The organism is Agrobacterium sp. lyk4-40-TYG-31 (assembly GCF_030209855.1).
In the GTDB taxonomy this organism is placed as follows: domain Bacteria; phylum Pseudomonadota; class Alphaproteobacteria; order Rhizobiales; family Rhizobiaceae; genus Agrobacterium; species Agrobacterium vaccinii.
Genome location: NZ_JARVRE010000005.1, coordinates 201,500 through 224,899, shown reverse-complemented (window position 1 = coordinate 224,899; position 23,400 = coordinate 201,500). Strand labels below are relative to the sequence as shown.

Sequence of the window (23,400 nt, the reverse complement as noted above, 5' to 3'; positions counted from 1 at the left end):
TCCATAAAAGTCTCGATAAACCTAAGAAGAGAGAGCTATGGCGACCCTTGTTCTACAGGCGGCTGGTGCTGCTGTTGGCAGTCTTTTCGGGCCGGTGGGTGCCATCATCGGCAGGGCGGCGGGGGCGTTGGCGGGGAGTGCTATCGATAGCGCGCTGCTGTCGAGTTCCAGAACGGTAACGGGTGCGCGGCTTTCGACGGCGCGTATTCCCGGTGCCGAGGAGGGGGCGGCCATATCACGGGCCTATGGCACGGTGCGTATTGGCGGCACGTTGATCTGGGCGACGCGGTTTGAGGAAAGCGTGACGCGGGAGCGGCAGGGCGGCAAGGGCAGCAACAGCGGCAGCACGACGACGGTGGAGACCTTCACCTATTTCGCCAACATCGCCATCGGCCTGTGCGAAGGCGAGGTGGCCATGGTGCGGCGGGTGTGGGCCGATGGGCAGGAGCTGGATCTGACCGGCATCGAAAAACGGTTCTATCCCGGAAGTGACGACCAGCTCCCCGACCCGCTGATCGAGGCCAAGCAGGGCGCAGGCAATGCACCGGCCTATCGCGGCCTGTCCTATATGGTGTTCGAGCGACTGCCGCTGGATAGTTTTGGCAACCGTATTCCGCTGCTGCAATTCGAGGTGATCAGGCCCATCGGCAAGCTGGAACGCCAGATGCGGGCGGTGACCGTCATTCCCGGTGCAACGGAATATGGTTATGCGACGACTGCCGTTTCCGAGCGCACGGGTGCTGGCGAAAGCCGTATTCTGAACCGCAACACGCTGGTGGCGACGACCGACTGGCAGGCTTCCATCGACGAGTTGCAGGCGCTGTGCCCCAATCTGACAAGCGTTGCGCTGGTGGTGACGTGGTTCGGCACCGACATGCGGGCGGGCGAATGCCGCGTTCTGCCGGGGGTGGAGGTGGCCTATCGCGACCGCGAAAGCGCCATGTGGTCCGTGGCGGGGATGGGGCGCGGGCAGGCGCGGCTGGTAAGCCATCGTGACGGCGGCCCGGCCTATGGCGGTACGCCCAGCGATGGGAGCGTGTTGCAGGCCATTGCCGACCTGAAGGCGCGCGGCCTGAAGGTGTGCCTCTACCCCTTCGTGATGATGGATGTTCCCTCGGGCAATGGTCTGCCCGACCCCTACGGCAAAAGCGAGCAGGACGCCTATGGCTGGCGCGGCAACATTACCTGCCACCCGGCGGCGGGGCGGGTGGGGAGCGTTGACCGCACGGCAGCGGCGCGCGCACAGGTGACCACCTTCAGCACCCGAGCCGATGGTTACCGGCGCATGGTGCTGCATTATGCAGCGCTGGCGAAACAGGCGGGCGGGGTGGATGCATTTCTGATCGGTTCCGAACTGCGCGGGTTGACGCGGGTGCGCGATCAGGCCGGGGCGTTTCCCTTCGTAGAGGAGCTGGTGCGGCTGGCGGGCGATGTGCGCGGGATGCTGGGTGCTGCGACGAAGCTGACCTATGCCGCCGACTGGAGCGAGTATTTCGGCTATCACCCGGTGGACGGCACGGGCGACGTGTTCTTCAACCTCGATCCGCTATGGGCGAGCCCAGCCATCGATGCTGTCGGGATCGACAACTACATGCCGGTTTCCGACTGGCGTGACGAGGATGTGGAGGGCGGCAACCCGGATGGTTTCGTGGGGGCCGACGATGCGGCGGGTTTTGCGCGCAACGTGACGGCGGGAGAGGGGTTCGACTGGTACTACGCCAGCGATGCCGACCGCGCGGCGCGACAGCGAAGTGCCATTTCCGACGGTTTGAAGGGCAAGCACTGGCTTTATCGGTACAAGGATTTGGCTGGCTGGTGGCAGAACCGACATTACGACCGGGTGGGTGGTACGGAACGGTCTGCCCCGACAGCCTGGATGCCGGGCATGAAGCCATTCTGGTTTACGGAGCTGGGTTGCCCGGCCATCGACAAGGGGGCGAACCGGCCCAATACCTTCATCGACCCGAAGTCTTCCGAAAGCGCTTCCCCGCATTTTTCCACCCGCAACCGTGCCGACAGCCAGCAGCGGCGTTTTCTGGAGGCGCATCACGACCATTGGGCGGGTGCTGCTGCGCCTGCCGGTATGGTCGATCCCGACAGGATTTTCGTGTGGACCTGGGATGCGCGGCCCTATCCGGCCTTTCCGCAAGATACGGCGAGCTGGAACGATGGCGCGAACTGGCGCACCGGCCACTGGCTGAACGGCAGGCTGGGCGCAACGACATTGGCCGACCTCATCTCTGCGGTTCTGACTGAACATGGTTTTACCGACTATGACGTCGCAGCCGTCACCGGCGATGTCGGCGGCTATGTGCAGGGCGACGTGACGGCGGCGCGCAATCTGCTGGAGCCGTTGCTGGACGCGTTTCAGGTGGATGTGATCGAGGACGGAACGGTGTTGCGGTTCGTGTCTCGCGGCAAGGCTGCGACGCGCACGACGGTCATTTCCGCCTATGCGGATATCGAGGATGCGGCGCTGTGGTCCGAGGCGCGGGGGCACGACAGTGATTTTGCCGCTGAAGCGGTGCTGACGGCCTTCAACCCGGCGCTGGACTACGAGCAGGCCAGCGTGCGCTCGCGCCGTATCGAGAATGCCGGAAACCGGGTGCTGCGGTACGATCTGGGTGCGGTGCTGGCGCAGGAAACGGCGCAGAATGCCGTGGAGGCGCTGCTGCGCGACAACCGGCTGGCGCGGCGCACGGTGCGGTTTTCGATCTCGCCGCAGGAGATCGCGCTCGACCCCGGCGACTGCGTGCAACTGGCTGGCGGCCCGAGCGGGCGGTTTCTGGTGAGCCGAATCGAGGATGGCGATGTCAGGCGGATCGAGGCGCGGGAGTTTTCACCCTCGGCAGTCGCCGCATCCGGCGAAACGGAGCCGTCGCGCAATGGCAGTGGTGGTGCGTCCGATGGTTTCGACCCCGATATCGTGCTGATGGATCTGCCGCGTTTCGAAACGGGCGAGGCGGCGGGCTTTGCCCGCGTAGCCGCCTATGCGCGTCCATGGCGGCGAATGGCGCTATCCGTTTCAGCCGGGACGGAAGGCTATGAGGCACGCGCGGTGCTGGATCAGCCAGCGAAGATCGGCGCGCTGACGAGCGCCCTGCCGCAGGGGGTGGCAGGTCGTTTCAACTCGGCGGGGACGATAGACATCAGCTTGCCCTATGGCGATCTGGCCTCTGCCAGCGACCTTGCGGTGCTGAACGGTGCCAACCGCATTGCCATTCGCTGTGCCAACGGTGCGTGGGAGGTGGCGGCGTTCGGCCGCGCGCAGGAGGTGGCAAGCGGCGCGTGGCGGCTTTCCCGGTTGCTGCGCGGGCTGGCCGGGACCGAGGATGCAATGGCGGTGGGTGCCGTTTCTGGAAGCGACGTGGTGATTCTGGACGCGGGCGTGGTGGCGATGGGGCTGCGCAGCGAAGAACGCGGCCTGCAACTGAACTGGATCATCGAGGCGGCGGGTAAGCAGATTTCCAGCATCGGTCCCTTTGCCTTTGCCGGTGGAACGCGTGCCGAGACGCCGCTGGCACCGGTGCATCTGCGCGCGGTGCGACAGGCGGACGGTGTGCGCCTGACATGGGTGCGGCGCGGGCGCGTGGATGCCGATGGCTGGGACGCAGCCGATATTCCTCTGGATGAGGTGGCCGAGCGCTACCGCGTGGACATTCTGGCGGGGGAGGCAGTGCGCCGGACGATTGAGGTGGCTGAGGCCGCCTGTCTTTATGCCGCCAACGACGAGATTTCCGATTTCGGCGCGAAGCAGGCGACGCTTTCGGTCCGGGTGCGCCAGCTTGGGCGGGCGGTGCCGTTGGGGATCGCAGCGAGCGCGATCTTGGACCTTTGAACTTCACAATGACGTCAACCGGGAAAGGGTAGAAACATGGACGATATGAAAGCCTGGTATCAGTCGAAAACCGTCTGGGGCGCACTGGTTGCCGTGATGGCACCGCTGTTGCAGGTGGTGGGTTTGAACTTGCCGAGGGGGTTTGAAGGCGAGCTTGTTGAGGGGCTGATGACGGTGGCTGGTGGCGTGGGCGGGTTGATTGCGCTGTATGGGCGGTTGTCGGCGACGCGGGTTATTCGGTAGGGGCGGTGGTTTCAGATAGGGCGGTGGGTGTGGTTAGCCCCCCTCTGCCCTGCCGGACATCTCCCCCACAGGTGGGGAGATCGACACGCGGATGGCTCTTGGCCATCTTTGAGGGCTGCGGATAAGGTGGTGAGCGAGCGTCTAGCCTATCTCCCCACCTGTGGGGGAGATGCCGGCAGGCAGAGGGGGTGAGCCGCCCCCTCGACACTTCACCACCTCCTCAAATCCGCGACATCCCACATTCATTTGCCATTCAGACGCTTTGCGATACATATTCGGGCAAGAATTCGTTTCGACGTGCATCCGATTTTTCCTTGGAAGTTTTTGCAATGGCATCACCTCTCATCATCGCGACGCTTGCAGCCGGTCTCTCCGGCTTTCCTGCGCCGCAGGCAGATGGGCAGGGTTCGTCAGCCCCGGCACGTGTGCAGCAGGTTGCAAGCGATTGCTCGTCTGCCGTATCCCGAGTGGTCCGTGAGACCGGTGGGCAGTTGCTTTCGGTCTATCCCTCCAATGACGGCCAGAATTGTGTCGTGACCGTGCTGGTGCAGGGCAATGGCGAGCGCCCGCGCAAGGTGACGATGCGCGTGCCGATGTAGGTCAAGCCCCATCGAAATCTGCTTTAATCTGTTATAGATGTGATTTGGATTGCCGGTCTGCAGGCCGGATGGAATGAAAGGGCTGATGATGCGCATTCTCGTGGTCGAGGACGATACCAACCTCAATCGCCAACTGACCGACGCGTTGAAAGAGGCGGGCTACGTTGTCGATCAGGCTTTCGATGGCGAAGAGGGGCATTATCTGGGTGATACCGAACCCTATGACGCCATTGTTCTCGATATCGGCCTGCCGCAACTGGACGGCATTACCGTTGTCGAGAAATGGCGTGCCAGCGGCAAGACCATGCCTGTCCTTATCCTCACCGCGCGTGACCGCTGGAGCGATAAGGTGGCGGGAATCGATGCCGGGGCCGACGACTATGTGACCAAGCCTTTCCATGTGGAAGAAGTGCTGGCGCGTGTGCGCGCACTGATCCGCCGTGCTGCGGGCCATGCATCGTCTGAAATCGTCTGTGGACCTGTCAGGCTGGACACCAAGTCTTCCAAGGCGACCGTCAACGGCACGACGCTGAAGCTGACCTCGCACGAGTTCCGGCTGCTGTCCTACCTCATGCACCACATGGGCGAAGTCGTTTCGCGTACCGAGCTGGTCGAGCATATGTACGATCAGGATTTCGACCGTGATTCCAATACGATCGAGGTGTTTGTCGGACGTTTGCGCAAGAAGCTGGGCGTCGATCTGATCGAGACCATCCGTGGCCTCGGCTACCGGATGCAAGCACCCGCAGATGCGAAGTAACTCACTCACCGCCCGCGTTCTGTTGCTGGCATCGGCATGGTCGATGCTGGCGCTGGTGGTGATCGCGGTGGTGATTTCCACGCTCTATAGACAGGGCGTGGAGCGCAGTTTTACCGATCTGCTGCGTGCGCAGCTTTACAACGTCATCAATTCCATCACCGTTTCCAACGAAAACACGCTGGCGGGAAGTCCGCAGCTGGGAGACCTCCGGTTTTCGCAGCCCGATACCGGCTGGTACTGGGTGGTGGAGCCGCTGGGCAATTTCCAGACCGCGCCTCTGGTGTCATCGTCTCTGGGTGTGTCGACACTGCCGGTTCCCGGTATTCTGGATGTGCCCTTCGACAATCGCTACGAGCGTTATTACGTGGTGACGGATAGCGCGCAGAACCGCGTGCAGGTGGCGGAAACAGAAGTTGTGCTGGATGGCGAAGGCAGGGCGGCGCGGTTTCGCGTGACGGGTAATCTCAACGTCGTTGAAGACGATGTGCGTGACTTTTCCAACAGTCTTTATCTGGCACTGGCCGTGTTCGGCGTGGGCAGTCTGGTCGTCAATGGTCTTGCCATTCTCTACAGTCTGCGACCGCTGGACCATGCGCGTGTGGCGCTGGGCAAAATACGCGGCGGCGATGCCGAGCGTCTCGAGGGCGAATTTCCAAGGGAAATCCAGCCCTTGGCGACGGAGATCAATGCGCTGATCGAAAGCAACCGGAGGCTTGTGGAACGGGCGCGCATGCAGGTGGGCAATCTGGCGCATTCGCTGAAAACACCGATCGCCGTGCTGCTGAACGAGGCGCGTACGCTGGACAGCCATCATGGTGATCTGGTGCGCGGACAGGTGGAGGCGATGCAGGCGCAGGTGCAATCCTACCTGTCGCGCGCCCGGATCGCGGCGCAGCGCGGCTCCATTCTGGCGCGCGCGGAGGCCGAACCCGCGCTTGAGCGGCTGGTGCGTGTGATGCGGCGTTTGAACCCCGAGAAAACGTTCGAGCTGGATATGCAGCAACCGGCAGTCGTGCTGGCCATGGAGCAACAGGATCTGGAGGAAGCCGTTGGCAACCTGCTGGAAAACGCAGCGCGTTTTGCGGATACGAAGGTGGTCGTGAGCGTGATGCCCGGCGTTCATCCATCGTCCGACCCGGATGTGACACGCCGTTCCTGGGTGACGCTGCTGGTGGAGGACGATGGGCCGGGTCTGGAACCCGAGCAGATCACCGAAGCGATGAAGCGCGGCAGGCGTCTGGACGAGAGCCGACCGGGCACCGGGCTTGGTCTTTCCATCGTCAGCGAGGTGGTTTCTGAGTACCACGGTACCTTTGCCCTGTCGCGCAGTTCGCTTGGGGGCTTAAAAGCAGAATTGCTTCTACCCGGACTTTCGAAAGAGCTTGCATGACGGCCAAAAACTGGCAAGAGATGGCGGGAGCAGACCGTGCCAGGATGGCGCGTTGATAGGGAGTGTATTCTTGTTTGACATGATGGGCAAAGCCGGACTTGCCGGGAAGAATTCCAACCTGATGCGCCCTGCCGTTCTGCCGGTCATCTGCCTGATGGCACTCAGCTCCTGCACGACATCCGATACACGTTCCACCGGCGGCGGACTGCTGGGACGCAGCGCGTCGCCATCTACGCCGTATATCTCTTCGCTTCAGGGCGGAATCGTTGGCCGCAGCGGCTTGCAGATGGGTCGTGGTGATTTCAACAAGGCGCTGGAAGCCGAATATCAGGCGCTGGAAACGGCACCCGGCGGCCAAGCAGTGACTTGGGGCAGCGGCGATACGCGCGGCGAAGTGATTGCCAACGCACCCTACCAGGTAGGCAACCAGAATTGCCGCCAATACGCACACAATCTGACGATCGATGGCAAGCAGGCCAAGGTGCGCGGTGCAGCCTGTCGCAACGCAGACGGCACCTGGACGCCGCTGACCTGATGGCCGCTTGACACATGTCAAGGCAAGCGCAAGGCTTGTCGTTTAAGAACTTGGACTGGTTGGGTCATCTGCCGCAGGACGCCTTGGTGCGACCGCCCGCGGCATAGGGCCTCAAATTCACGTCATCCCGCAGCGGCTTATTCCAAAGCGGTGCGCATTCGAGTAATTGAAACGGCATGTTCTGGATTATCATTGCCCTATTGACGGCGGCCGTGGCCCTCGTTCTGACCTATCCGCTGATGCGCAGCAAAGGCATAGCCGACACTGCCCGTGAGGGCGAGGTGGCGGTCTACCGCGACCAGCTGGCTGAATTGCAGCGCGAGCGCGCAAGCGGGCTGATCGGCGAGACCGAGGCCGAGTATGCGCGGGCCGAAATCGGTCGGCGGCTTCTGGGGGCGGCATCCGACAAAACGGGCGAGGTCTCAGCGATGTCGCCCCGCAAGCACAATGCGCTCGCCAGTATCGTGACCGTGCTTTTGCCGCTGATGGGACTCTGTCTTTACTTGTATATGGGCAGTCCGAACACGCCGGATATGCCGCTTGCCGCGCGGCTGGAAAAGCCCGGCAACGACATGAACCTGATGATTGCCAAGGCCGAGCGGCATCTTGCACAGAACCCTGATGATGGTGCGGGATGGGATGTGCTGGCCCCGATCTACTTCAAGACCATGCGTTTGGGTGATGCGGAGATGGCGTATCGCAATGCCATCCGTCTTCAGGGCGAAAACGCTCCGCGGCTGACCGGACTTGCCGAAACGCTGATTGCGACCAATGACGGCGTCGTCGTCGAGGATGCGCGCTCGGCACTGGAAGATGCGGAGAAGATGAGCCCCGGCAATCCGCGTGTGCGCTTTTATCTGGCGCTTTCGCTGGAGCAGGCGGGTAAAACGGATCAAGCGCGCGATGCCTTTGCCGCGCTGCTGAAGGAATCGCCCGAGGGTGCGCCGTGGATACCGTTGGTGCAGGCGCATCTGCAAAACACCGGTGGTGCCGATATAGCAGCAGCGCCAAAGCCACAGGCGCCGGGTGGACCGAGCGCCGAGGATGTGGCTGCGGCCAGCAATATGTCGAGCGAAGACCGGCAGGCGATGGTGGCGGGCATGGTGGAAAGTCTGGACGCGCGGCTGAAGGAAAATCCTGATAATTTCGAGGGTTGGATGCGGCTGGTGCGGTCCTACGCGATGTTGAAAAATGATGAGAAGGCGCGCCAGGCTTTGGCCGATGGCCTGAAAGCCTTTCCGGCCGCCGGTGAACAGGGCAAGCAATTGCTGGCGCTGGCGCAGCAGCTGGGCGTGAATGCGCAGGGAGTAACGCAATGACCCGCAAGCAGAAAAGACTGGCGATCATCGGCGGTGGCGTCAGCTTTATCATGATCGCGGCGTTTCTGGTGATGTTCGCCTTCGGGCAATCCATTGCCTACTTCTACATGCCGGGCGATCTGGAAAAGACCGCAGTCGCACCCGGCACGCGCATCCGCCTCGGTGGTCTGGTGGCCGAAGGTTCGGTCAAGCGCGGCGAGGGGCGCACGGTGAGTTTTGCGGTAACCGATGGCGGGGCGAGTGTGCCGGTGAGCTATACCGGAATTTTGCCGGACCTGTTTCGTGAAGGGCAGGGCGTGGTGACCGAGGGCACCTTCGATGCCGCGACGCATGCCTTTGTGGCCGACAGCGTTCTGGCCAAGCATGATGAAAACTACATGCCCAAGGAAGTCGCCGACCGCCTGAAGGACAAGGGCCTGTGGCAGCAGGCACCAGATGGCACCGCCAAAACCGGAGCAACGCAATGATCACCGAAATCGGCCATTATGCTCTGGTGCTGGCGTTGGGTGTGGCGCTTATCGTGTCCACGCTGCCCGCGTTCGGCGCGCGGCGCAACGACAAGGCGCTGATGGACATCGCGCCCATTGGTTCGGTTCTGCTGTTTTTGCTGGTGGGCATTTCGTTTGCGGCACTGACGCATGCCTATGCCGTCTCCGATTTCTCGCTGAAGAACGTTTACGAGAACTCCCATTCGCTGATGCCGATGCTCTACAAGCTGACGGGCGTGTGGGGCAATCATGAGGGATCGATGCTGCTGTGGCTGCTGATTCTGGTGCTATTCAGCGCGATGGTGGCCGTCTATGGCCGCAATCTCCCCGATACGCTGCGGGCCAATGTGCTGGCCGTGCAGGCATGGGTAACGACGGCGTTTCTGCTGTTCATTCTCTTGACCTCCAACCCGTTTGCCCGGCTTTCGCCGGTGCCAGCTGAGGGGCAGGATTTGAACCCGATCCTTCAGGATTTCGGCCTCGCGATCCATCCGCCGCTGCTTTATCTCGGCTATGTCGGCTTTTCCGTCTGCTTCTCCTTTGCCATCGCAGCGCTGATCGAAGGGCGCATCGACGCCGCTTGGGCGCGCTGGGTGCGGCCTTGGACACTGGCCGCCTGGACATTTCTGACGGCGGGCATTTCGATGGGTTCCTACTGGGCCTATTATGAACTCGGTTGGGGCGGCTGGTGGTTCTGGGACCCGGTGGAGAACGCATCCTTCATGCCTTGGCTTGCGGGAACCGCGCTTTTGCATTCGGCGCTGGTGATGGAAAAGCGCGAGGCGCTGAAAATCTGGACCGTGCTGCTGGCGATCATGACGTTTTCGCTGTCGCTGCTCGGCACCTTCCTCGTGCGCTCCGGCGTGCTGACGTCGGTGCATGCTTTTGCGACCGACCCGAGCCGTGGCATTTTCATTCTGTGCATCCTGATGATCTTCATCGGCGGCGCGTTTTCGCTGTTTGCATGGCGTGCGCCGATGCTGAAAGCGGGCGGGCTGTTTGCGCCGATCTCACGCGAGGGTGCGCTGGTTCTCAACAATCTGATCCTGACGGTTTCGACGGCGACCGTGCTGATCGGCACGCTCTATCCGCTGGTTCTGGAAACGCTGACGGGCGAGAAGATTTCCGTCGGAGCGCCGTTCTTCAACCTGACATTCGGGCTGTTGATGATCCCGATTCTGATCGTGACGCCCTTCGGGCCGATGCTGGCGTGGAAGCGCGGCGATCTGCTGGGCGCGTTTCAGCGACTGTTCGTGGCGGCAGGTTTGGCTGCACTTGCGGGTCTTGCGCTCTGGTACGCAGAACATGGCGGGCCGGTGCTGGCGGTTCTCGGCATCGTGGCCGGGTTCTGGCTCATCTTCGGAGCGCTGGCCGATCTGTGGTACCGCGCCAATTTCGGCAAACTGGCCTTCGGGATCGCCTTTCGCCGCCTGAAAGGCCTGCCGCGTTCGACATTCGGCACGGCGCTGGCGCATATGGGCCTCGGCATCAGTGTGCTGGGCATCGTCACCGTCACGACCTTCGAGACGGAAACCGTCGTGGAGATGAAGCAGGGAATGACGGTGGATGCGGGCGGCTACAGCCTCACCTTCGACGGCATTCGCCACCATGTCGGCCCCAACTATACCGAGGATCGCGGGCACTTCACGGCGCGCAAAGGCGGAGCGGAGGTGGCCGATGTGTGGTCCTCAAAACGGCTCTACACGGCGCGGCGCATGCCGACGACGGAAGCCGGTATCATGACATTTGGACTCTCGCAGCTCTATGTCTCGCTGGGTGACCCGATGAGCGACGGCGGCATGGTGGTTCGCATCTGGTGGAAACCGTTCATTCTGTGCATTTGGGGTGGCACCGTGTTCATGATGATCGGTGGGTTTGTTTCACTGTCTGACCGCCGATTGCGCGTGGGTGCGCCGACGCGCAAGGCGAAGGCCGTGAAGGCCGGGCCAGTGCCGGAGCCTGCGGAATGAATTTTACTCGCCGAGAAAAGAACCCCTCCCCAACCCCTCCCCACAAGGGGGAGGGGCTTAACCTGGCCTCACGCTTTTCGTTTCCATTGGACCGGGTGGGTGCCGCACCGTGTCTCCCCCCTTGTGGGGGAGATGGCCGGCAGGCCAGAGGGGGCGTTGTCCGCCACCTCAGAACCATCGCTTTTTTCTTCACCATTCTCCTCACCGCGCTCCCCGCCTTCGCCTTCAACCCGGACGAAGTTCTCTCCGACCCGGCACTGGAAGCCCGTGCGCGGGCGCTCACCGTTCAACTGCGATGCATGGTGTGCCAGAACCAGTCCATCGATGACAGCAATGCGGAGTTGGCGCGGGATTTACGCGTGCTGGTGCGAGAGCGGTTGACGCAGGGCGATAGTGACGAGGCGGTGATCGATTATGTCGTGTCTCGCTACGGCGAATTTGTGCTGCTGAAGCCGCGTTTCAGCGCGCGGACGATTGCGCTTTGGGGTGCGCCGATTGCGCTGATTTTGATTGGTGCGACAGCGATTTTTGTTTTTGCGCGACGTCGGGTGGCGGTGTCGGAGGGGCAGAAGTTGACGGTGGATGAAGAGGCGCGGATTCGGGATTTGTTGGGGTAGGTGGCCTGTTATTTACCGCTGAGTGTGTGGCTCACCCCCCTCTGTCCTGCCGGACATCTCCCCCACAGGTGGGGAGATCGACTCGTGGATAGCTCTCGGCCATCTCTGAAGTCCAGGTGAAGCGGGGTTGGTGCGTCTAGCCAATCTTCCTCCTTGTGGGGGAGATGTCCGGCAGGACAAAGGGGGGTAAGCCACACCCACCGTTCGATATTATTAGTTGTTAGTCAAAAAACCAAAAACGTAAAGACTTCAGTGATTTAGTCGCAATTCATCATCCCACCTCTCTCAAATCCCCCAACATTACCGATTTTTCACGCACCAGACACTTCGCTGTAAGGTAGAGCGACCTATATCTTTAGTCATCCACCGCTTCCCCGATCCACCGGGGCTCCAGTCTGAATGAAGAAAGAAGGTAAGTTCCATGTTGAATTCGCAAAACAGACGTCCCTCGTTGAAGACCATTCTCAAGTCTTCCGCTGTTGGCGGTCTGGCGGCTCTGATGCTGACGACCGGTGTGGCCGGGCCAATCGCTCATTCCTTTGCAGCACCCGTTGAAGTGACCGCGCCACAGGTGCCGAGCTTTGCAAATGTCGTTGACGCGGTCTCGCCCGCTGTCGTTTCGGTGCGTGTGCAGTCCAATGTGCAGCCTGCTTCCGACGACAACAGTGGCTACTCGTTCAATTTTGGCGGTCGTGGTCTCGACCAGCTTCCCGATGACCACCCGCTGAAGCGTTTCTTTAAAGAATTCGGTGGCCCCGGCTCCGGTGACGACAAGCGTGCCGACCGTGGACCGAAGGCTCACCGTGATGGCAAGGGTCCGCTGCGTCCAACGGCTCAGGGCTCCGGCTTCTTCATCTCTGAAGACGGTTACATCGTGACCAACAACCACGTTGTTGACGATGGTTCCGCCTACACGGTTGTCATGAATGACGGCACCGAGCTTGACGCCAAGCTGGTCGGTCGCGACAGCCGCACCGATCTGGCCGTGCTGAAAGTGGATGTGAACCGCAAGTTTACCTATGTGCAGTTTGCGGATGACAGCAAAATCCGCGTGGGTGACTGGGTGGTTGCCGTGGGTAACCCGTTCGGCCTCGGCGGTACGGTGACCTCGGGTATCATTTCGGCCCGTGGCCGTGATATCGGCTCTGGCCCTTACGACGATTATCTTCAGATCGATGCTGCCGTGAACCGTGGTAACTCGGGTGGTCCGGCGTTCAATCTGAACGGCGAAGTGATCGGCATCAACACGGCGATCTTCTCGCCATCTGGCGGTAACGTCGGTATCGCGTTTGCCATTCCTGCCTCCGTTGCCAAGGACGTCATTCAGGATCTGATCAAGGATGGTAAGGTCGAGCGCGGCTGGCTTGGTGTGCAGATTCAGCCCGTAAGCAAGGATATTGCCGAATCGCTTGGACTTTCCGAGGCAAGCGGTGCGCTGGTTGTTGCCCCGCAGGCCGGTTCGCCCGGTGACAAGGCTGGCATCAAGCAGGGTGACATCATCACTGCGATCAACGGTGATACGGTGAAGGATGCTCGCGATCTGTCACGCCGCATCGGTGCGATGGCACCGAACACCAAGGTTGAGCTGTCGCTGTGGCGCGGTGGCAAGTCGCAGCCGGTCAGCGTAACGCTGGGCGATCTGGCGAGCGATGATGCTTCCAAGGCAACGGCAAGCCAGAACGACGATAAGGGCGGCCAGTCCTCCAGCGAGAAGGCACTGTCGAGCCTCGGACTCTCGGTTGCGCCGGCTGACGACGGCAACGGGCTTGCCATTACCGATGTCGACCCCGACTCCGATGCCGCAGCGCGTGGTTTGAAGACCGGTGAAAAGATCACCTCTGTGAACAACCAGCAGGTGGCCAAGGCAGCCGATGTCGAGAAAATTCTCGAGCAGGCCAAGAAGGATGGGCGCTCCAAGGCGCTGTTCCAGATACAGACGGACGATGGCAGCCGCTTCATCGCGCTGGATATCGACCAGGGTTGATGAGAAAATAGGATACCGGGTGTGTAGACACCCGGTATCACTTTTAAAGGCGAAATATTTTGCGGAGTGCGTCTCATTCTCTCCGTCATCCCGGCCTTGAGCCGGGAGCCAGCCGCCGCGCGTCTGCGCGGCAGAAGAGTCTTAAGCGATCAGAGACCTGATCGCACTGGACCCCGCTATCCAAGTGCGGGGTGACGGTTGAAAAGGCGGCATAAGGTTTCACTTCGATCGTCTGCTAGCACCCAGGAGCCGAAACATATGGAAAGCAATCTGCATAACGATAGCAACCCCACTGTTTCCAGTTGTGTGGCGAAGGCCGAGGACGCTATTGTCCCGCACATGAAGATTCTTGTTATCGAAGACGATCTGGAAGCTGCGGCCTATATGACCAAGGCGTTCCGGGAAGCGGGCATTGTGGCCGATCACGCCAGCGATGGCGAGAGCGGTTTGTTTATGGGCGTCGAGAATGCCTATGACGTTATGGTCATCGACCGTATGCTGCCGCGCCGTGATGGCCTATCCGTCATCAGCGAGCTGCGACGTCGCGGTATCGAGACGCCGGTGCTGATCCTGTCGGCGCTGGGGCAAGTGGATGACCGCGTGACGGGTCTGCGCGCCGGTGGTGATGATTATCTGCCGAAGCCCTATGCCTTCAGCGAACTTCTGGCGCGTATCGAAGTGCTGGGCCGCCGCAAGGGCAAGCCTGAGCAGGATATGATCTACCGTGTCGGTGATCTGGAACTTGACCGTCTTTCTCACGACGTTCGTCGTGGCGGCAAGGAAATTCTCCTTCAGCCGCGCGAGTTTCGCCTGCTGGAATATTTGATGAAGAATGCGGGCCAAGTGGTGACGCGCACCATGCTTCTGGAAAATGTGTGGGATTACCATTTCGACCCACAGACCAATGTCATCGACGTGCATGTGTCGCGCCTTCGCTCCAAAATAGAGAAAGACTTCGACAAGCCGCTGCTGAAAACCATTCGCGGTGCCGGTTATATGATGAAGGATGAGGGGTAACGCCGCCTCATGGCCCGTCTTCGTCTTTTGTTCAGCTCGACGGCGGTGCGCCTATCGGCGCTCTATATTTTGCTTTTCGCGCTCTGTGCCGCCTTCCTGGTTTTCTATGTTACCGCGCTGTCCGAAGGGTTGCTGAACCAGCAGACGCGCGATGCCGTGCAGCAGGAGGTCAACGACGTTCAGCGCGTCTATAATCGCGGTGGCATCAACCCGCTGCTGCGGATGATGGAGCGCCGCGCACGTCAGCCGGGGGCGAGCCTTTATGTGATTGCCGGGCCGAATGGGGAAATTCTGGCGGGCAATGTCGCCTCCGTGCAGCCCGGTGTTTTCGACAGCGAGGGCTGGACCGAATTACCGTTCGGTTACGAGCGCTATTCCGAAAGCGGCGACGCCGTGAAGCATCTCGCTACGGCCAACATCTTCCGCCTCGACAATGGACTTCGCATTCTGGTCGGTCGCGATCTGGGCGAGCCGACGAAGTTCCGTCTGCTGGTGCGCAATGCGCTGATGGTGGCGCTGGCGATTATGGGTGGTGGTGCGGTTCTGATCTGGTTCGCCATCGGGCGTAATGCGCTGAAGCGTCTCAACCGCATGTCGGATGCGACCAAGAAAATCATGGCGGGCGACCTTTCGCAGCGACTGCCGCAGGGGCGTTCCGGCGATGAATTCGACCGTCTCTCCGGTTCGCTCAACGCCATGCTGGGGCGCATCGAGAAGCTGAACGAGGGTCTGCGGCAGGTCTCCGACAATATTGCCCACGACCTCAAGACGCCGCTGACGCGCCTGCGCAACAAGGCGACCGAGGCGCTGGAAGACCGGGATGACGGCAAGCGCCGGGCAGCACTGGAGGGCATCATTGCCGAATCCGACCAACTGATCCGCACCTTTAACGCCTTGCTGATGATTTCCCGTGTCGAGGCCGGTTCGATTGCCGCCGAGATGAGCGATGTAGATGTTTCTGCGATTGCCGAGGATAGCGCTGAGCTCTACGAGCCGGTGGCCGATGAGGAAGGCTTGACGCTGACGGCGGATATTGCGCCGGGGCTGATCGTGCAGGGCAACCGCGAACTGATCGGTCAGGCGCTGACAAACATCATCGACAATGCCATCAAATATGCCGGTGGGCATGAGGGCAAGAAGGCGCTGGCCGTGCGGCTGGCGCGGCAGGACGAGGGGATTGTTTTGTCGGTTGCCGACAATGGCCCCGGTGTTCCCGCAGCCAAGCGCGATGAGGTCATCAAGCGTTTTGTGCGGCTGGACGAAAGCCGCTCCAAGCCGGGAACTGGTCTTGGCCTTTCACTCGTGGAGGCGGTGATGGAACTGCATGGCGGTTCGCTGCGGCTCTCCGATACCGATCCTGACAACGCCGAGGCACCCGGCCTGACTGTTTCGATGGTTTTTCCTGTTTCCACACCTTAAGCTAAAGATGTTAGCCCTCATTCCTGTGCTCGTCACAGGAATGAGGGGAGCTTGGAGTAGGGAGAGAGACAGTGCAAGAAGCCGCAACCGTCGAAAGACGGCTGGAAGACGTGCAGCCGGGGGTGATCCGTCCTTATACGCAGACGGAGCTGAAATCCGTTCTCTCTACCCTGAAGGATATCGGCAAAAGCGAGCCGGATGTCGCGACGCTTCTGGCGAGCGACAGGCCGCTCAAGGATTTTGTCGCGCAGGCTTTGTCATTGTCTCCCTATCTGCGGGACGCTGCGGTGGCCGATGAGGGGTTGCTGACGCTGGCCATATCTGGACCGCTGGATGCAACACTCGCGCGTTTGGTCGAGGATGCCCGCAATTGCTGGCGACCTGATGATGAGGGCGCCCTGCCGAGCGAGGCCGAGGTGATGACCCGGCTGCGGATTGCCAAACGACGACTGTCCTTTATCGCGGCACTTGCCGATCTGGCGCGGATTTTCGTGGCTCGCGATACGACCCGATGGCTGAGCGATATGGCCGATGCCAGTCTGGCGGCGGCGATCGACCATCTGCTTCTGGCCAACCACCATAGTGGCAAGCTGACGCTGGAGAATCTGGATGCGCCGAGTGAAGGCTCTGGCCTGATCGTGCTGGGCATGGGCAAGCTGGGTGCGCAGGAGCTGAATTATTCCTCGGATATCGATGCGGTCGTGTTCTTCGAGCCATCCTCCGGCATCATCCCCGACCCGCTGGATGCGTTGGAAATCTTTGGGCGCATGATGCGCCGCCTGATCCGTATCATGCAGGAGCGGACGGCGGATGGTTATGTCTTCAGAACCGACCTGCGGCTGCGCCCGGATCCGGGTTCGACGCCGCTGGCCATACCGGTTGAGGCGGCGCTGACCTATTATGAAGGACGGGGGCAGAACTGGGAGCGTGCGGCCTATATCAAGGCGCGGCCGGTAGCGGGAGATATCAAGGCGGGTGAAAGCTTCCTGCGGGAACTGACGCCCTTCGTGTTTCGCAAATATCTGGATTATGCGGCGATTGCCGATATCCACTCCATCAAGCGGCAGATCCATGCCCACAAGGGCCACGGCGCGATTGCGGTGAAGGGGCACAACGTCAAGCTCGGTCGCGGGGGTATTCGCGAGATCGAGTTCTTTGCGCAGACGCAGCAGTTGATTGCGGGCGGGCGGATGGCACCGCTTCGGGTGCGCTCGACGCAGGAAGCATTGGCAGCGTTGACGGAGGCGAAGTGGATCGATGCCAGCACACGTGACAAGCTGACGGATGCCTACTGGTTTCTGCGCGAGGTGGAACACCGCATCCAGATGGTGCGCGACGAGCAGACGCATATTCTGCCCGATACCGAGGCGGAGCTGAAACGCATCGCCTTCATGCTGGGCTTTGCCGATACCAAGGCGTTTTCCGAAAAGCTGGAGACGGTGCTGCGGTTGGTGGAGCGAAAATATTCGGCGCTGTTCGAGCAGGAAACCAAGCTTTCGGGCGAAAGCGGCAATCTGGTCTTCACCGGGCAGAAGGATGATCCCGATACGCTGAAGACGCTGGCAAGGCTCGGCTTCGAGCGACCCGAATCCATGTCGGGCGTCATCCGCACATGGCACAATGGGCGTTACCGCGCCACGCAATCCGTCGAGGCGCGGGAGCGATTGACGGAGCTGACGCCGGAGCTATTGCAGGCTTTCGGCAAGAGCAAGCGGGCCGATGAGGCGTTATTGCGGTTCGACAATTTCCTGTCCGGTCTGCCTGCCGGTATTCAGCTTTTTTCGCTGCTGGGCAACAATCCGGCGCTGCTATCACTGCTGGTGACGATCATGTCGTCTGCGCCTCGACTGGCAGAAATTATCGCTGCGCGCCCGCATGTGTTCGATGGCATGCTGGACCCGGCGCTGATGACGGAAATCCCGACACGCGAGTATCTCGGCCAGCGCATGCAGGGGTTTCTCGCACCGGCGCGGCACTATGAAGACATCCTCGATCGGCTGCGCATCTTTGCAGCTGAACAGCGCTTCCTGATCGGTGTGCGGCTGCTGACAGGTGCCATCCGGGGAGAGGTGGCAGCGCGCGCCTTCACCTATCTTGCCGATCTTGTGATCGAGGCGGCAGTAAAAGCGGTGATGGCCGAGATGGAGACGGCGCATGGCACATATCCGGGTGGCCGCGTGGCGGTCGTGGGCATGGGCAAGCTTGGCTCGTTCGAACTGACCGCGGGCTCCGATGTCGATCTGATTCTGCTGTATGATTACGACGATGCGGCGTCTGAATCGGATGGGGCAAAGCCGCTGGATGCGGTTAGGTATTTCACCCGCGTCACGCAAAGGCTGATTTCGGCTCTCTCAGCGCCGACTGCGGAAGGTGTGCTCTACGAAGTCGATATGCGGCTGCGGCCTTCCGGCAACAAGGGGCCGGTGGCGACGCGCATTTCCACCTTCGAGAAGTACCAGCGGGAGGAAGCGTGGACATGGGAGCATCTGGCGCTGTCCCGCGCGCGGTTGATCTGCGGCGATGCCTCGCTGATTGAGGACGCCGAACGCATCATCGCATCCGTTCTTTCGCAGAAGCGGGATGTGGCGAAGATTGCGGCTGACGTGGCCGAGATGCGCAAGCTGATCGGCGAGGAAAAGCCGCCTGCCAATAGCTGGGATTTCAAGCTGATCCCCGGCGGTCTGGTCGATCTGGAGTTCATCGCGCAATACCTGACACTGGTTGCGCCCGCAAAGGACCTGCCGCCGCATGTGGCCGGGGAAAGCACGGCAGATGTTTGGAAACGCGTCGCGGCAGGCGCGATGGAGCCGCAAACCTATGACGACTGCATGGCCGCGCTCAACCTTTTTACGGAACTTTCCCAGATCATCCGCCTGTGCATCGACAGCGATTTCGAACCGAAGCAAGCGCCAGCCGGGCTGATCGACCTCGTCTGCCGTGCCGGCGATTGCCCTGATATCGGCACGCTAGAGGGTGAGGTGAAGCGACTGTCGAAAACTGTGCGGAAGGCGTTTTCTGCGGTTGTGGCAGTAAAGGACTAAATTATAGGATGTACCAACCTCAAGCTGGAGATTAGCAGATGATTGGATACACCATGGTTGGCACGACGGATCTGGACCGTGCTGTGCTGTTCTATGATCCGATTTTTACCGAGATGGGACTGAAGCAGTGCTACAAAGACGAGCAGGTCTCGTTCTGGGGTGACAAGAGCGATGTCAACGCGCCTCGTTTTGCAACGGGTTATCCCTTCGATGGTGGCAAGGCTGGTGTTGGCAACGGCACGATGACGGCGTTCGTGATCGATGGTTCCGATACGATCGACAGGCTGCACGGACTTGCCATGACAAATGGTGGATCGGATGAGGGCGCGCCGGGCCTGCGCCCGGATTACGGCGAAGGCTTTTACGCCGCCTATGTGCGCGATCCCGATGGTAACAAGATCGCATTCGTTTGCTACGACGTTAACAAGAGCGGCTGAGGGTTCTCGGACTGCGAAGAAATGAGGAAATCATTGACTTGGCCGTTTGACGCACCAGATGACTAGGACGGGCATTGGCCCTTGGCGGACTGATCTGCCGGGCGGCCAAGTTCGTCATACGATGTTTAACAAAGGCGCATTCATGTTTCATCTGATCTTCGGACTGCCTTGGCTGCTGGTCGTGACACGTTTCATCCAGCCGCTTCCCTGGATTTTGTCCGTTAAGGTGTCGCTTGCGATCCTTCTTCTCATCGGGTCTCAATATCTGCTGTTCAACCGTCTTTCGTCCGGTTCGGTGTTTTCCCCTGAGTTCCCGAGGGTGCTGGTCATTGCCTTCAACGTTGTGATGGGCACGGTGATCCTGCTGGCATTCTTTCAGATTGCGCTGGATCTGGTCTCGTTGGTCCTGCTTCCGTTCAAGGGCCATTTTCCACGAGCGCCTGTGGGGCTGCGATACGCCATGGGTATCGTCGCTTTCGGCATGGCGGCGTTGGGTGTCAGTCAGGCCATTCGCGTTCCGCCTCTCAAAGATATCGAGATACAGATAAAAGGCCTGCCAGCAGCCTTCGACGGCTACCAGATGGTGCAATTGACGGACCTGCACATCAGTCGTCTGTTTTCAACAGGCTGGGCCGAAAAGGTGGTGGCCAAGACGAATGCGCTGAACGCCGATCTGATCGTCATCACGGGTGACCTGATCGATGGCAATATTCAGAGTCGTCGGGGTGATATCGCGCCGCTTGCCAACCTCAAGGCAAAGGACGGCGTCTACACCATTCCGGGAAACCACGAATACTTCTTCGGGTACGAGGACTGGATGAAGTATTACGAGGGCCTGAACATGAAGACGCTGGCCAACGGCCATGCGATCATCGAGCGAGGCGGGGCGAAAATCGTCATCGCTGGAGTGACCGACCTGTCGTCATCGAGAACCGGCGCTCCCCCTCCCGATATCGCAGCAGCGCTGAATGGCGCGCCGGAAATTGCGCCGGTGATCTTGCTGGATCACCAGCCAAAGGAGGCGGCACGCAACGCGGCTGCGGGTGTTGCCGTGCAGCTTTCCGGCCATACGCATGGCGGTATGGTTCTGGGTCTCAAAAGCCTCGTGGCGCGCGCCAATAACGGCCTCGTATCGGGGTTCTATCAGATCGGCGGCATGCAGCTTTACGTGAACAACGGTACAGCGCTCTGGCCTGGATTTGCGATACGCTTGGGAGTTCCATCGGAGCTCACGCGGATCACGTTGCGCCGTGCGGGGTGACGATCAATCTCCCCGCCAAGTCCCTCATGCGGTTTCCGTGTTCGGAATGAACAGGGTGACCACAGTGCCCTTGCCGACGCAGGAGCGGATTTTCATGGTGCCGCCGTGCAGTTTGACCAGCGACCGGGAGATGGCGAGGCCGAGGCCGGAGCCACCCTGGCTCTTGGCGTACTGGCTCTGAACCTGCTCGAACGGCTGGCCGATCCTGTTGATGTTGGCAGAGGGGATGCCGATGCCTGTGTCGGCGATGGTCAGCATCAGGCCTTTCTGGTGAATATGGGTGCGAAGTTCGACACGCCCGCCATCGCCTGTGAATTTCACGGCGTTTGAAAGCAGGTTGAGCATGATCTGCTTCATGGCGCGGCGGTCGCCGGTCATGTGCATGTCGCGGCAGACACGCTGCTGGATGGCGATGTTTTTCTGAGCGGCCTGAATGGCGGTGAGGCGAAGCGTTTCCTCGACCAGTGGTGCGAGATCGACCTTTTCGCGATTGATGCGCATGTGCCCGGCTTCGATCTTGGACATATCGAGAATGTCGTTGATGACGTTAAGCAGGTGCTTGCCGCTATCGTGAATGTCGCGGGCATATTCGCTGTATTTCGATGAACCGACGGGGCCGAACATTTCCGCCAGCAGAATTTCGGAGAAGCCGAGAATGGCGTTCAGCGGAGTGCGCAGTTCGTGGCTCATATTGGCGAGGAACTCGGATTTCGCCGTATTGGCCGCTTCCGCACGTTCCTTTTCAGCCTGATAATTGGCGTTGGCGTTGGACAGCTCGGTCTTCTGACGTTCCAGCTTGTGGCGGGAGGCGGAGAGATCGCCGATAGTTGCCATCAGGCGTTTTTCGGAGTCGCGCAGACGCTCTTCGTGTCGCTTGAGAAGGGTGATGTTGGTGCCGACCGAAACCAGACCGCCATCACGGGTGCGGCGTTCGTTGATCTGTAGCCAGCGCGCATCGGCAAGCTGAACTTCGGTGGTGCGGGAAAGGCCCGATTGATCCGGGTCGGCCACGCGACGTTCCACCACGGGGCGGCAGGCGGCGGCGTTGACGACGGAACGCTCGGTGCCGGCGACCAGCACGCTATCCGGTAGACCATAGGCCTGCTGGAAGTGGGCGTTGCACATCACGAGACGATCATTCTTGTCCCAGAGGACGAAGGCTTCCGACGTGCTTTCGATGGCATCTGCAAGACGCTGGTCGGCTTCCGCATAACGCTGGGCCAGACGGTGCTGCTCAGTTACGTCCATGGCGATGCCGATGACGCGGGGGCCGTTGGAAGTGCGGATGACCTGAGCGCGCGCGCGGAGCCAGACGTAATGGCCGTGTGCATGGCGCATGCGGAAAATCTGGTCGATCTGGCGCAGGTCGCCACAGCCGACGGAGCGGGCGAGTTCGTAGAGGTTGCCATCTTCCGAATGCATCATGCGGGCGGCATCGCTAAACGACAGCGGTTCGGTTCTGGGAGGAAGGCCGAGAATTTCGTAGAGCGAGGTGGACCAGAACATGCGACGGTTCGACAGATCGAAATCCCAGAGGCCGCACCGTCCGCGAGACAGAGCCGTCTCGACGCGCAGGTTGGATTCGACGAAGATTTCATCCGCCGTGCGAGCGCGCTTCACCTGCATGTAATAGGCGTAGAGAATGACGAGGAGAATGGCCGAGATGCCGGTAAACAGCGTGACGTTCATCGCCACTTCGCTTCGCCAGAACGAGCGGATCGGTTGCAGCGAACGCGCCGCGATGATCATGCCGCCATCCATGCCGAGGGGCAGCATGGTTGCGTAGTGGGCCGTGCCTTCGATGTTGGTCTCAATGGTGCCTGGAGCGCCTGGGAAACGTCTGACGATTGCGATTTCCGGCAGGAGATTGGTCAGCGATGTGCCAAGATAAAGCCCTGCATGTTTGCCGATGCCGCCGAAGATACGGCCATCATTGCCCGCGACCAGAAGCAGCGTGTCGTCATCGAGACTGCCAGCGGGGAAAGCGGTGCGCATCCGCGCCTCTGCCGCCCCTTGATCCTGCGTCATGAACAGCGATTCAGCGCCGTTGAGCGATGCCTTGGCTGCCAGAGCGGAGAGGGCGGTGGCTTGCCGCGCGGATGCTTCCATGCGGCCAGATTCCGCGACGATGCCGACCATGCGCGAGGCGGCCACGACGACCAGAAAGGCCAGAATGAGGACCGGTATGAGCCGCTTTAGCAGCACTTCCAATTGTGGTAACTGAAGACTGCTTCTGGGCACTGTGGCAAATGCCGTCAGATATCCAGAAAGCTTCTCGCCCCATGCAGCTATGTCAGCAAATTTGGCATACGGGCGTTCATCGCCCGCGGTCGCCCGCCGCACGTTCGTCATTGTCCCGCCTTGATCTCCCCAGTGGAATTCGAAGCGCCGCCGCTCGAATCTGACACCAGTGAATCAAAGCTGATTCGGCTTGTCCAGAGCTTGAGGTTAAAAGAATTTTAACCCTTTGAACCGACTCCGT

17 protein-coding genes are annotated in these 23,400 nt (G+C 60.7%); 16 read left to right on the top strand and 1 reads right to left on the bottom strand.

What is annotated here, in order from left to right; all coding sequences use genetic code 11:
- The first annotated feature begins 37 nt into the window (after positions 1 to 37).
- The 16 genes from QRN55_RS11370 (at position 38) to QRN55_RS11295 (ending at position 20,918) form a co-directional block, all read left to right on the top strand.
- Entirely contained in the window at positions 38 to 3,838 is a 3,801-nt protein-coding gene (locus QRN55_RS11370) for a baseplate multidomain protein megatron (RefSeq protein ID WP_284776773.1), read from the top strand.
- Between the two features lie 36 nt (positions 3,839 to 3,874).
- Positions 3,875 to 4,081 carry a hypothetical protein gene (locus QRN55_RS11365; protein WP_112500067.1) on the top strand — a complete coding sequence of 69 codons (207 nt, stop codon included), beginning with the start codon at positions 3,875 to 3,877 and terminating at the stop codon, positions 4,079 to 4,081.
- 329 nt (positions 4,082 to 4,410) lie between these two features.
- On the top strand, positions 4,411 to 4,680 hold the full coding sequence (locus tag QRN55_RS11360) for a hypothetical protein (protein WP_111841660.1): 270 nt from the start codon (positions 4,411 to 4,413) through the stop codon (positions 4,678 to 4,680).
- Between the two features lie 88 nt (positions 4,681 to 4,768).
- Positions 4,769 to 5,440 carry a response regulator transcription factor gene (locus QRN55_RS11355; protein WP_111841664.1) on the top strand — a complete coding sequence of 224 codons (672 nt, stop codon included), beginning with the start codon at positions 4,769 to 4,771 and terminating at the stop codon, positions 5,438 to 5,440.
- Positions 5,430 to 6,830, top strand: coding sequence for an ATP-binding protein (locus QRN55_RS11350; RefSeq protein WP_111841661.1), 1,401 nt, complete (start codon positions 5,430 to 5,432; stop codon positions 6,828 to 6,830). The genes QRN55_RS11355 and QRN55_RS11350 overlap by 11 nt, the downstream gene beginning before the upstream one ends.
- A gap of 79 nt (positions 6,831 to 6,909) precedes the next feature.
- Entirely contained in the window at positions 6,910 to 7,365 is a 456-nt protein-coding gene (locus QRN55_RS11345; RefSeq protein WP_284777162.1) for an RT0821/Lpp0805 family surface protein, read from the top strand.
- Positions 7,366 to 7,541: 176 nt separating this feature from the next.
- Positions 7,542 to 8,684 carry a c-type cytochrome biogenesis protein CcmI gene (gene ccmI / locus QRN55_RS11340; protein ID WP_284776772.1) on the top strand — a complete coding sequence of 381 codons (1,143 nt, stop codon included), beginning with the start codon at positions 7,542 to 7,544 and terminating at the stop codon, positions 8,682 to 8,684.
- Positions 8,681 to 9,151: a cytochrome c maturation protein CcmE gene (gene ccmE, locus QRN55_RS11335; protein ID WP_045231155.1), complete on the top strand. Its 471-nt coding sequence runs from the start codon at positions 8,681 to 8,683 to the stop codon at positions 9,149 to 9,151. Before ccmI ends, ccmE begins: the two co-directional genes overlap by 4 nt.
- The gene (locus QRN55_RS11330) at positions 9,148 to 11,142 is read left to right on the top strand and encodes a heme lyase CcmF/NrfE family subunit (protein ID WP_284776771.1); all 1,995 of its coding nucleotides are present in this window, start codon (positions 9,148 to 9,150) and stop codon (positions 11,140 to 11,142) included. Before ccmE ends, QRN55_RS11330 begins: the two co-directional genes overlap by 4 nt.
- A 176-nt stretch (positions 11,143 to 11,318) precedes the next feature.
- Positions 11,319 to 11,759, top strand: a complete 441-nt coding sequence (locus tag QRN55_RS11325; protein ID WP_284777161.1) for a cytochrome c-type biogenesis protein — start codon at positions 11,319 to 11,321, stop codon at positions 11,757 to 11,759.
- Positions 11,760 to 12,180: 421 nt separating this feature from the next.
- Positions 12,181 to 13,743, top strand: a complete 1,563-nt coding sequence (locus tag QRN55_RS11320) for a Do family serine endopeptidase (protein WP_284776770.1) — start codon at positions 12,181 to 12,183, stop codon at positions 13,741 to 13,743.
- A 258-nt stretch (positions 13,744 to 14,001) separates the two neighbouring features.
- Positions 14,002 to 14,760: a response regulator transcription factor gene (locus QRN55_RS11315; protein ID WP_284776769.1), complete on the top strand. Its 759-nt coding sequence runs from the start codon at positions 14,002 to 14,004 to the stop codon at positions 14,758 to 14,760.
- Positions 14,761 to 14,769: 9 nt separating this feature from the next.
- A complete protein-coding gene (locus QRN55_RS11310) occupies positions 14,770 to 16,179 on the top strand; it encodes a sensor histidine kinase (protein WP_233122900.1) in 1,410 nt (469 codons plus the stop codon).
- Positions 16,180 to 16,250: 71 nt separating this feature from the next.
- Positions 16,251 to 19,220 (top strand): bifunctional [glutamine synthetase] adenylyltransferase/[glutamine synthetase]-adenylyl-L-tyrosine phosphorylase, encoded by a 2,970-nt coding sequence (locus tag QRN55_RS11305; protein ID WP_284776768.1) that lies wholly within the window; start codon positions 16,251 to 16,253, stop codon positions 19,218 to 19,220.
- 38 nt (positions 19,221 to 19,258) lie between these two features.
- Positions 19,259 to 19,657 (top strand): VOC family protein, encoded by a 399-nt coding sequence (locus tag QRN55_RS11300; protein WP_284776767.1) that lies wholly within the window; start codon positions 19,259 to 19,261, stop codon positions 19,655 to 19,657.
- Positions 19,658 to 19,799: 142 nt separating this feature from the next.
- On the top strand, positions 19,800 to 20,918 hold the full coding sequence (locus QRN55_RS11295; RefSeq protein ID WP_284776766.1) for a metallophosphoesterase: 1,119 nt from the start codon (positions 19,800 to 19,802) through the stop codon (positions 20,916 to 20,918).
- Between the two features lie 24 nt (positions 20,919 to 20,942).
- On the opposite strand, the gene QRN55_RS11290 is transcribed toward QRN55_RS11295, so the two are convergent.
- Positions 20,943 to 23,270 carry a PAS domain-containing sensor histidine kinase gene (locus QRN55_RS11290; RefSeq protein ID WP_284776765.1) on the bottom strand — a complete coding sequence of 776 codons (2,328 nt, stop codon included), beginning with the start codon at positions 23,268 to 23,270 and terminating at the stop codon, positions 20,943 to 20,945.
- Positions 23,271 to 23,400 lie beyond the last annotated feature (130 nt).

Excerpts from the sequence above, each read along its gene's own strand:
- QRN55_RS11370 (WP_284776773.1), top strand. The coding sequence starts at position 38 with ATGGCGACCCTTGTTCTACAGGCGGCTGGTGCTGCTGTTGGCAGTCTT.
- QRN55_RS11365 (WP_112500067.1), top strand. The coding sequence starts at position 3,875 with ATGGACGATATGAAAGCCTGGTATCAGTCGAAAACCGTCTGGGGCGCA.
- QRN55_RS11360 (WP_111841660.1), top strand. The coding sequence starts at position 4,411 with ATGGCATCACCTCTCATCATCGCGACGCTTGCAGCCGGTCTCTCCGGC.
- QRN55_RS11355 (WP_111841664.1), top strand. The coding sequence starts at position 4,769 with ATGCGCATTCTCGTGGTCGAGGACGATACCAACCTCAATCGCCAACTG.
- QRN55_RS11350 (WP_111841661.1), top strand. The coding sequence starts at position 5,430 with ATGCGAAGTAACTCACTCACCGCCCGCGTTCTGTTGCTGGCATCGGCA.
- QRN55_RS11345 (WP_284777162.1), top strand. The coding sequence starts at position 6,910 with ATGATGGGCAAAGCCGGACTTGCCGGGAAGAATTCCAACCTGATGCGC.
- ccmI (WP_284776772.1), top strand. The coding sequence starts at position 7,542 with ATGTTCTGGATTATCATTGCCCTATTGACGGCGGCCGTGGCCCTCGTT.
- ccmE (WP_045231155.1), top strand. The coding sequence starts at position 8,681 with ATGACCCGCAAGCAGAAAAGACTGGCGATCATCGGCGGTGGCGTCAGC.
- QRN55_RS11330 (WP_284776771.1), top strand. The coding sequence starts at position 9,148 with ATGATCACCGAAATCGGCCATTATGCTCTGGTGCTGGCGTTGGGTGTG.
- QRN55_RS11320 (WP_284776770.1), top strand. The coding sequence starts at position 12,181 with ATGTTGAATTCGCAAAACAGACGTCCCTCGTTGAAGACCATTCTCAAG.
- QRN55_RS11315 (WP_284776769.1), top strand. The coding sequence starts at position 14,002 with ATGGAAAGCAATCTGCATAACGATAGCAACCCCACTGTTTCCAGTTGT.
- QRN55_RS11310 (WP_233122900.1), top strand. The coding sequence starts at position 14,770 with ATGGCCCGTCTTCGTCTTTTGTTCAGCTCGACGGCGGTGCGCCTATCG.
- QRN55_RS11300 (WP_284776767.1), top strand. The coding sequence starts at position 19,259 with ATGATTGGATACACCATGGTTGGCACGACGGATCTGGACCGTGCTGTG.
- QRN55_RS11295 (WP_284776766.1), top strand. The coding sequence starts at position 19,800 with ATGTTTCATCTGATCTTCGGACTGCCTTGGCTGCTGGTCGTGACACGT.
- QRN55_RS11290 (WP_284776765.1), bottom strand. The coding sequence starts at position 23,270 with ATGACGAACGTGCGGCGGGCGACCGCGGGCGATGAACGCCCGTATGCC.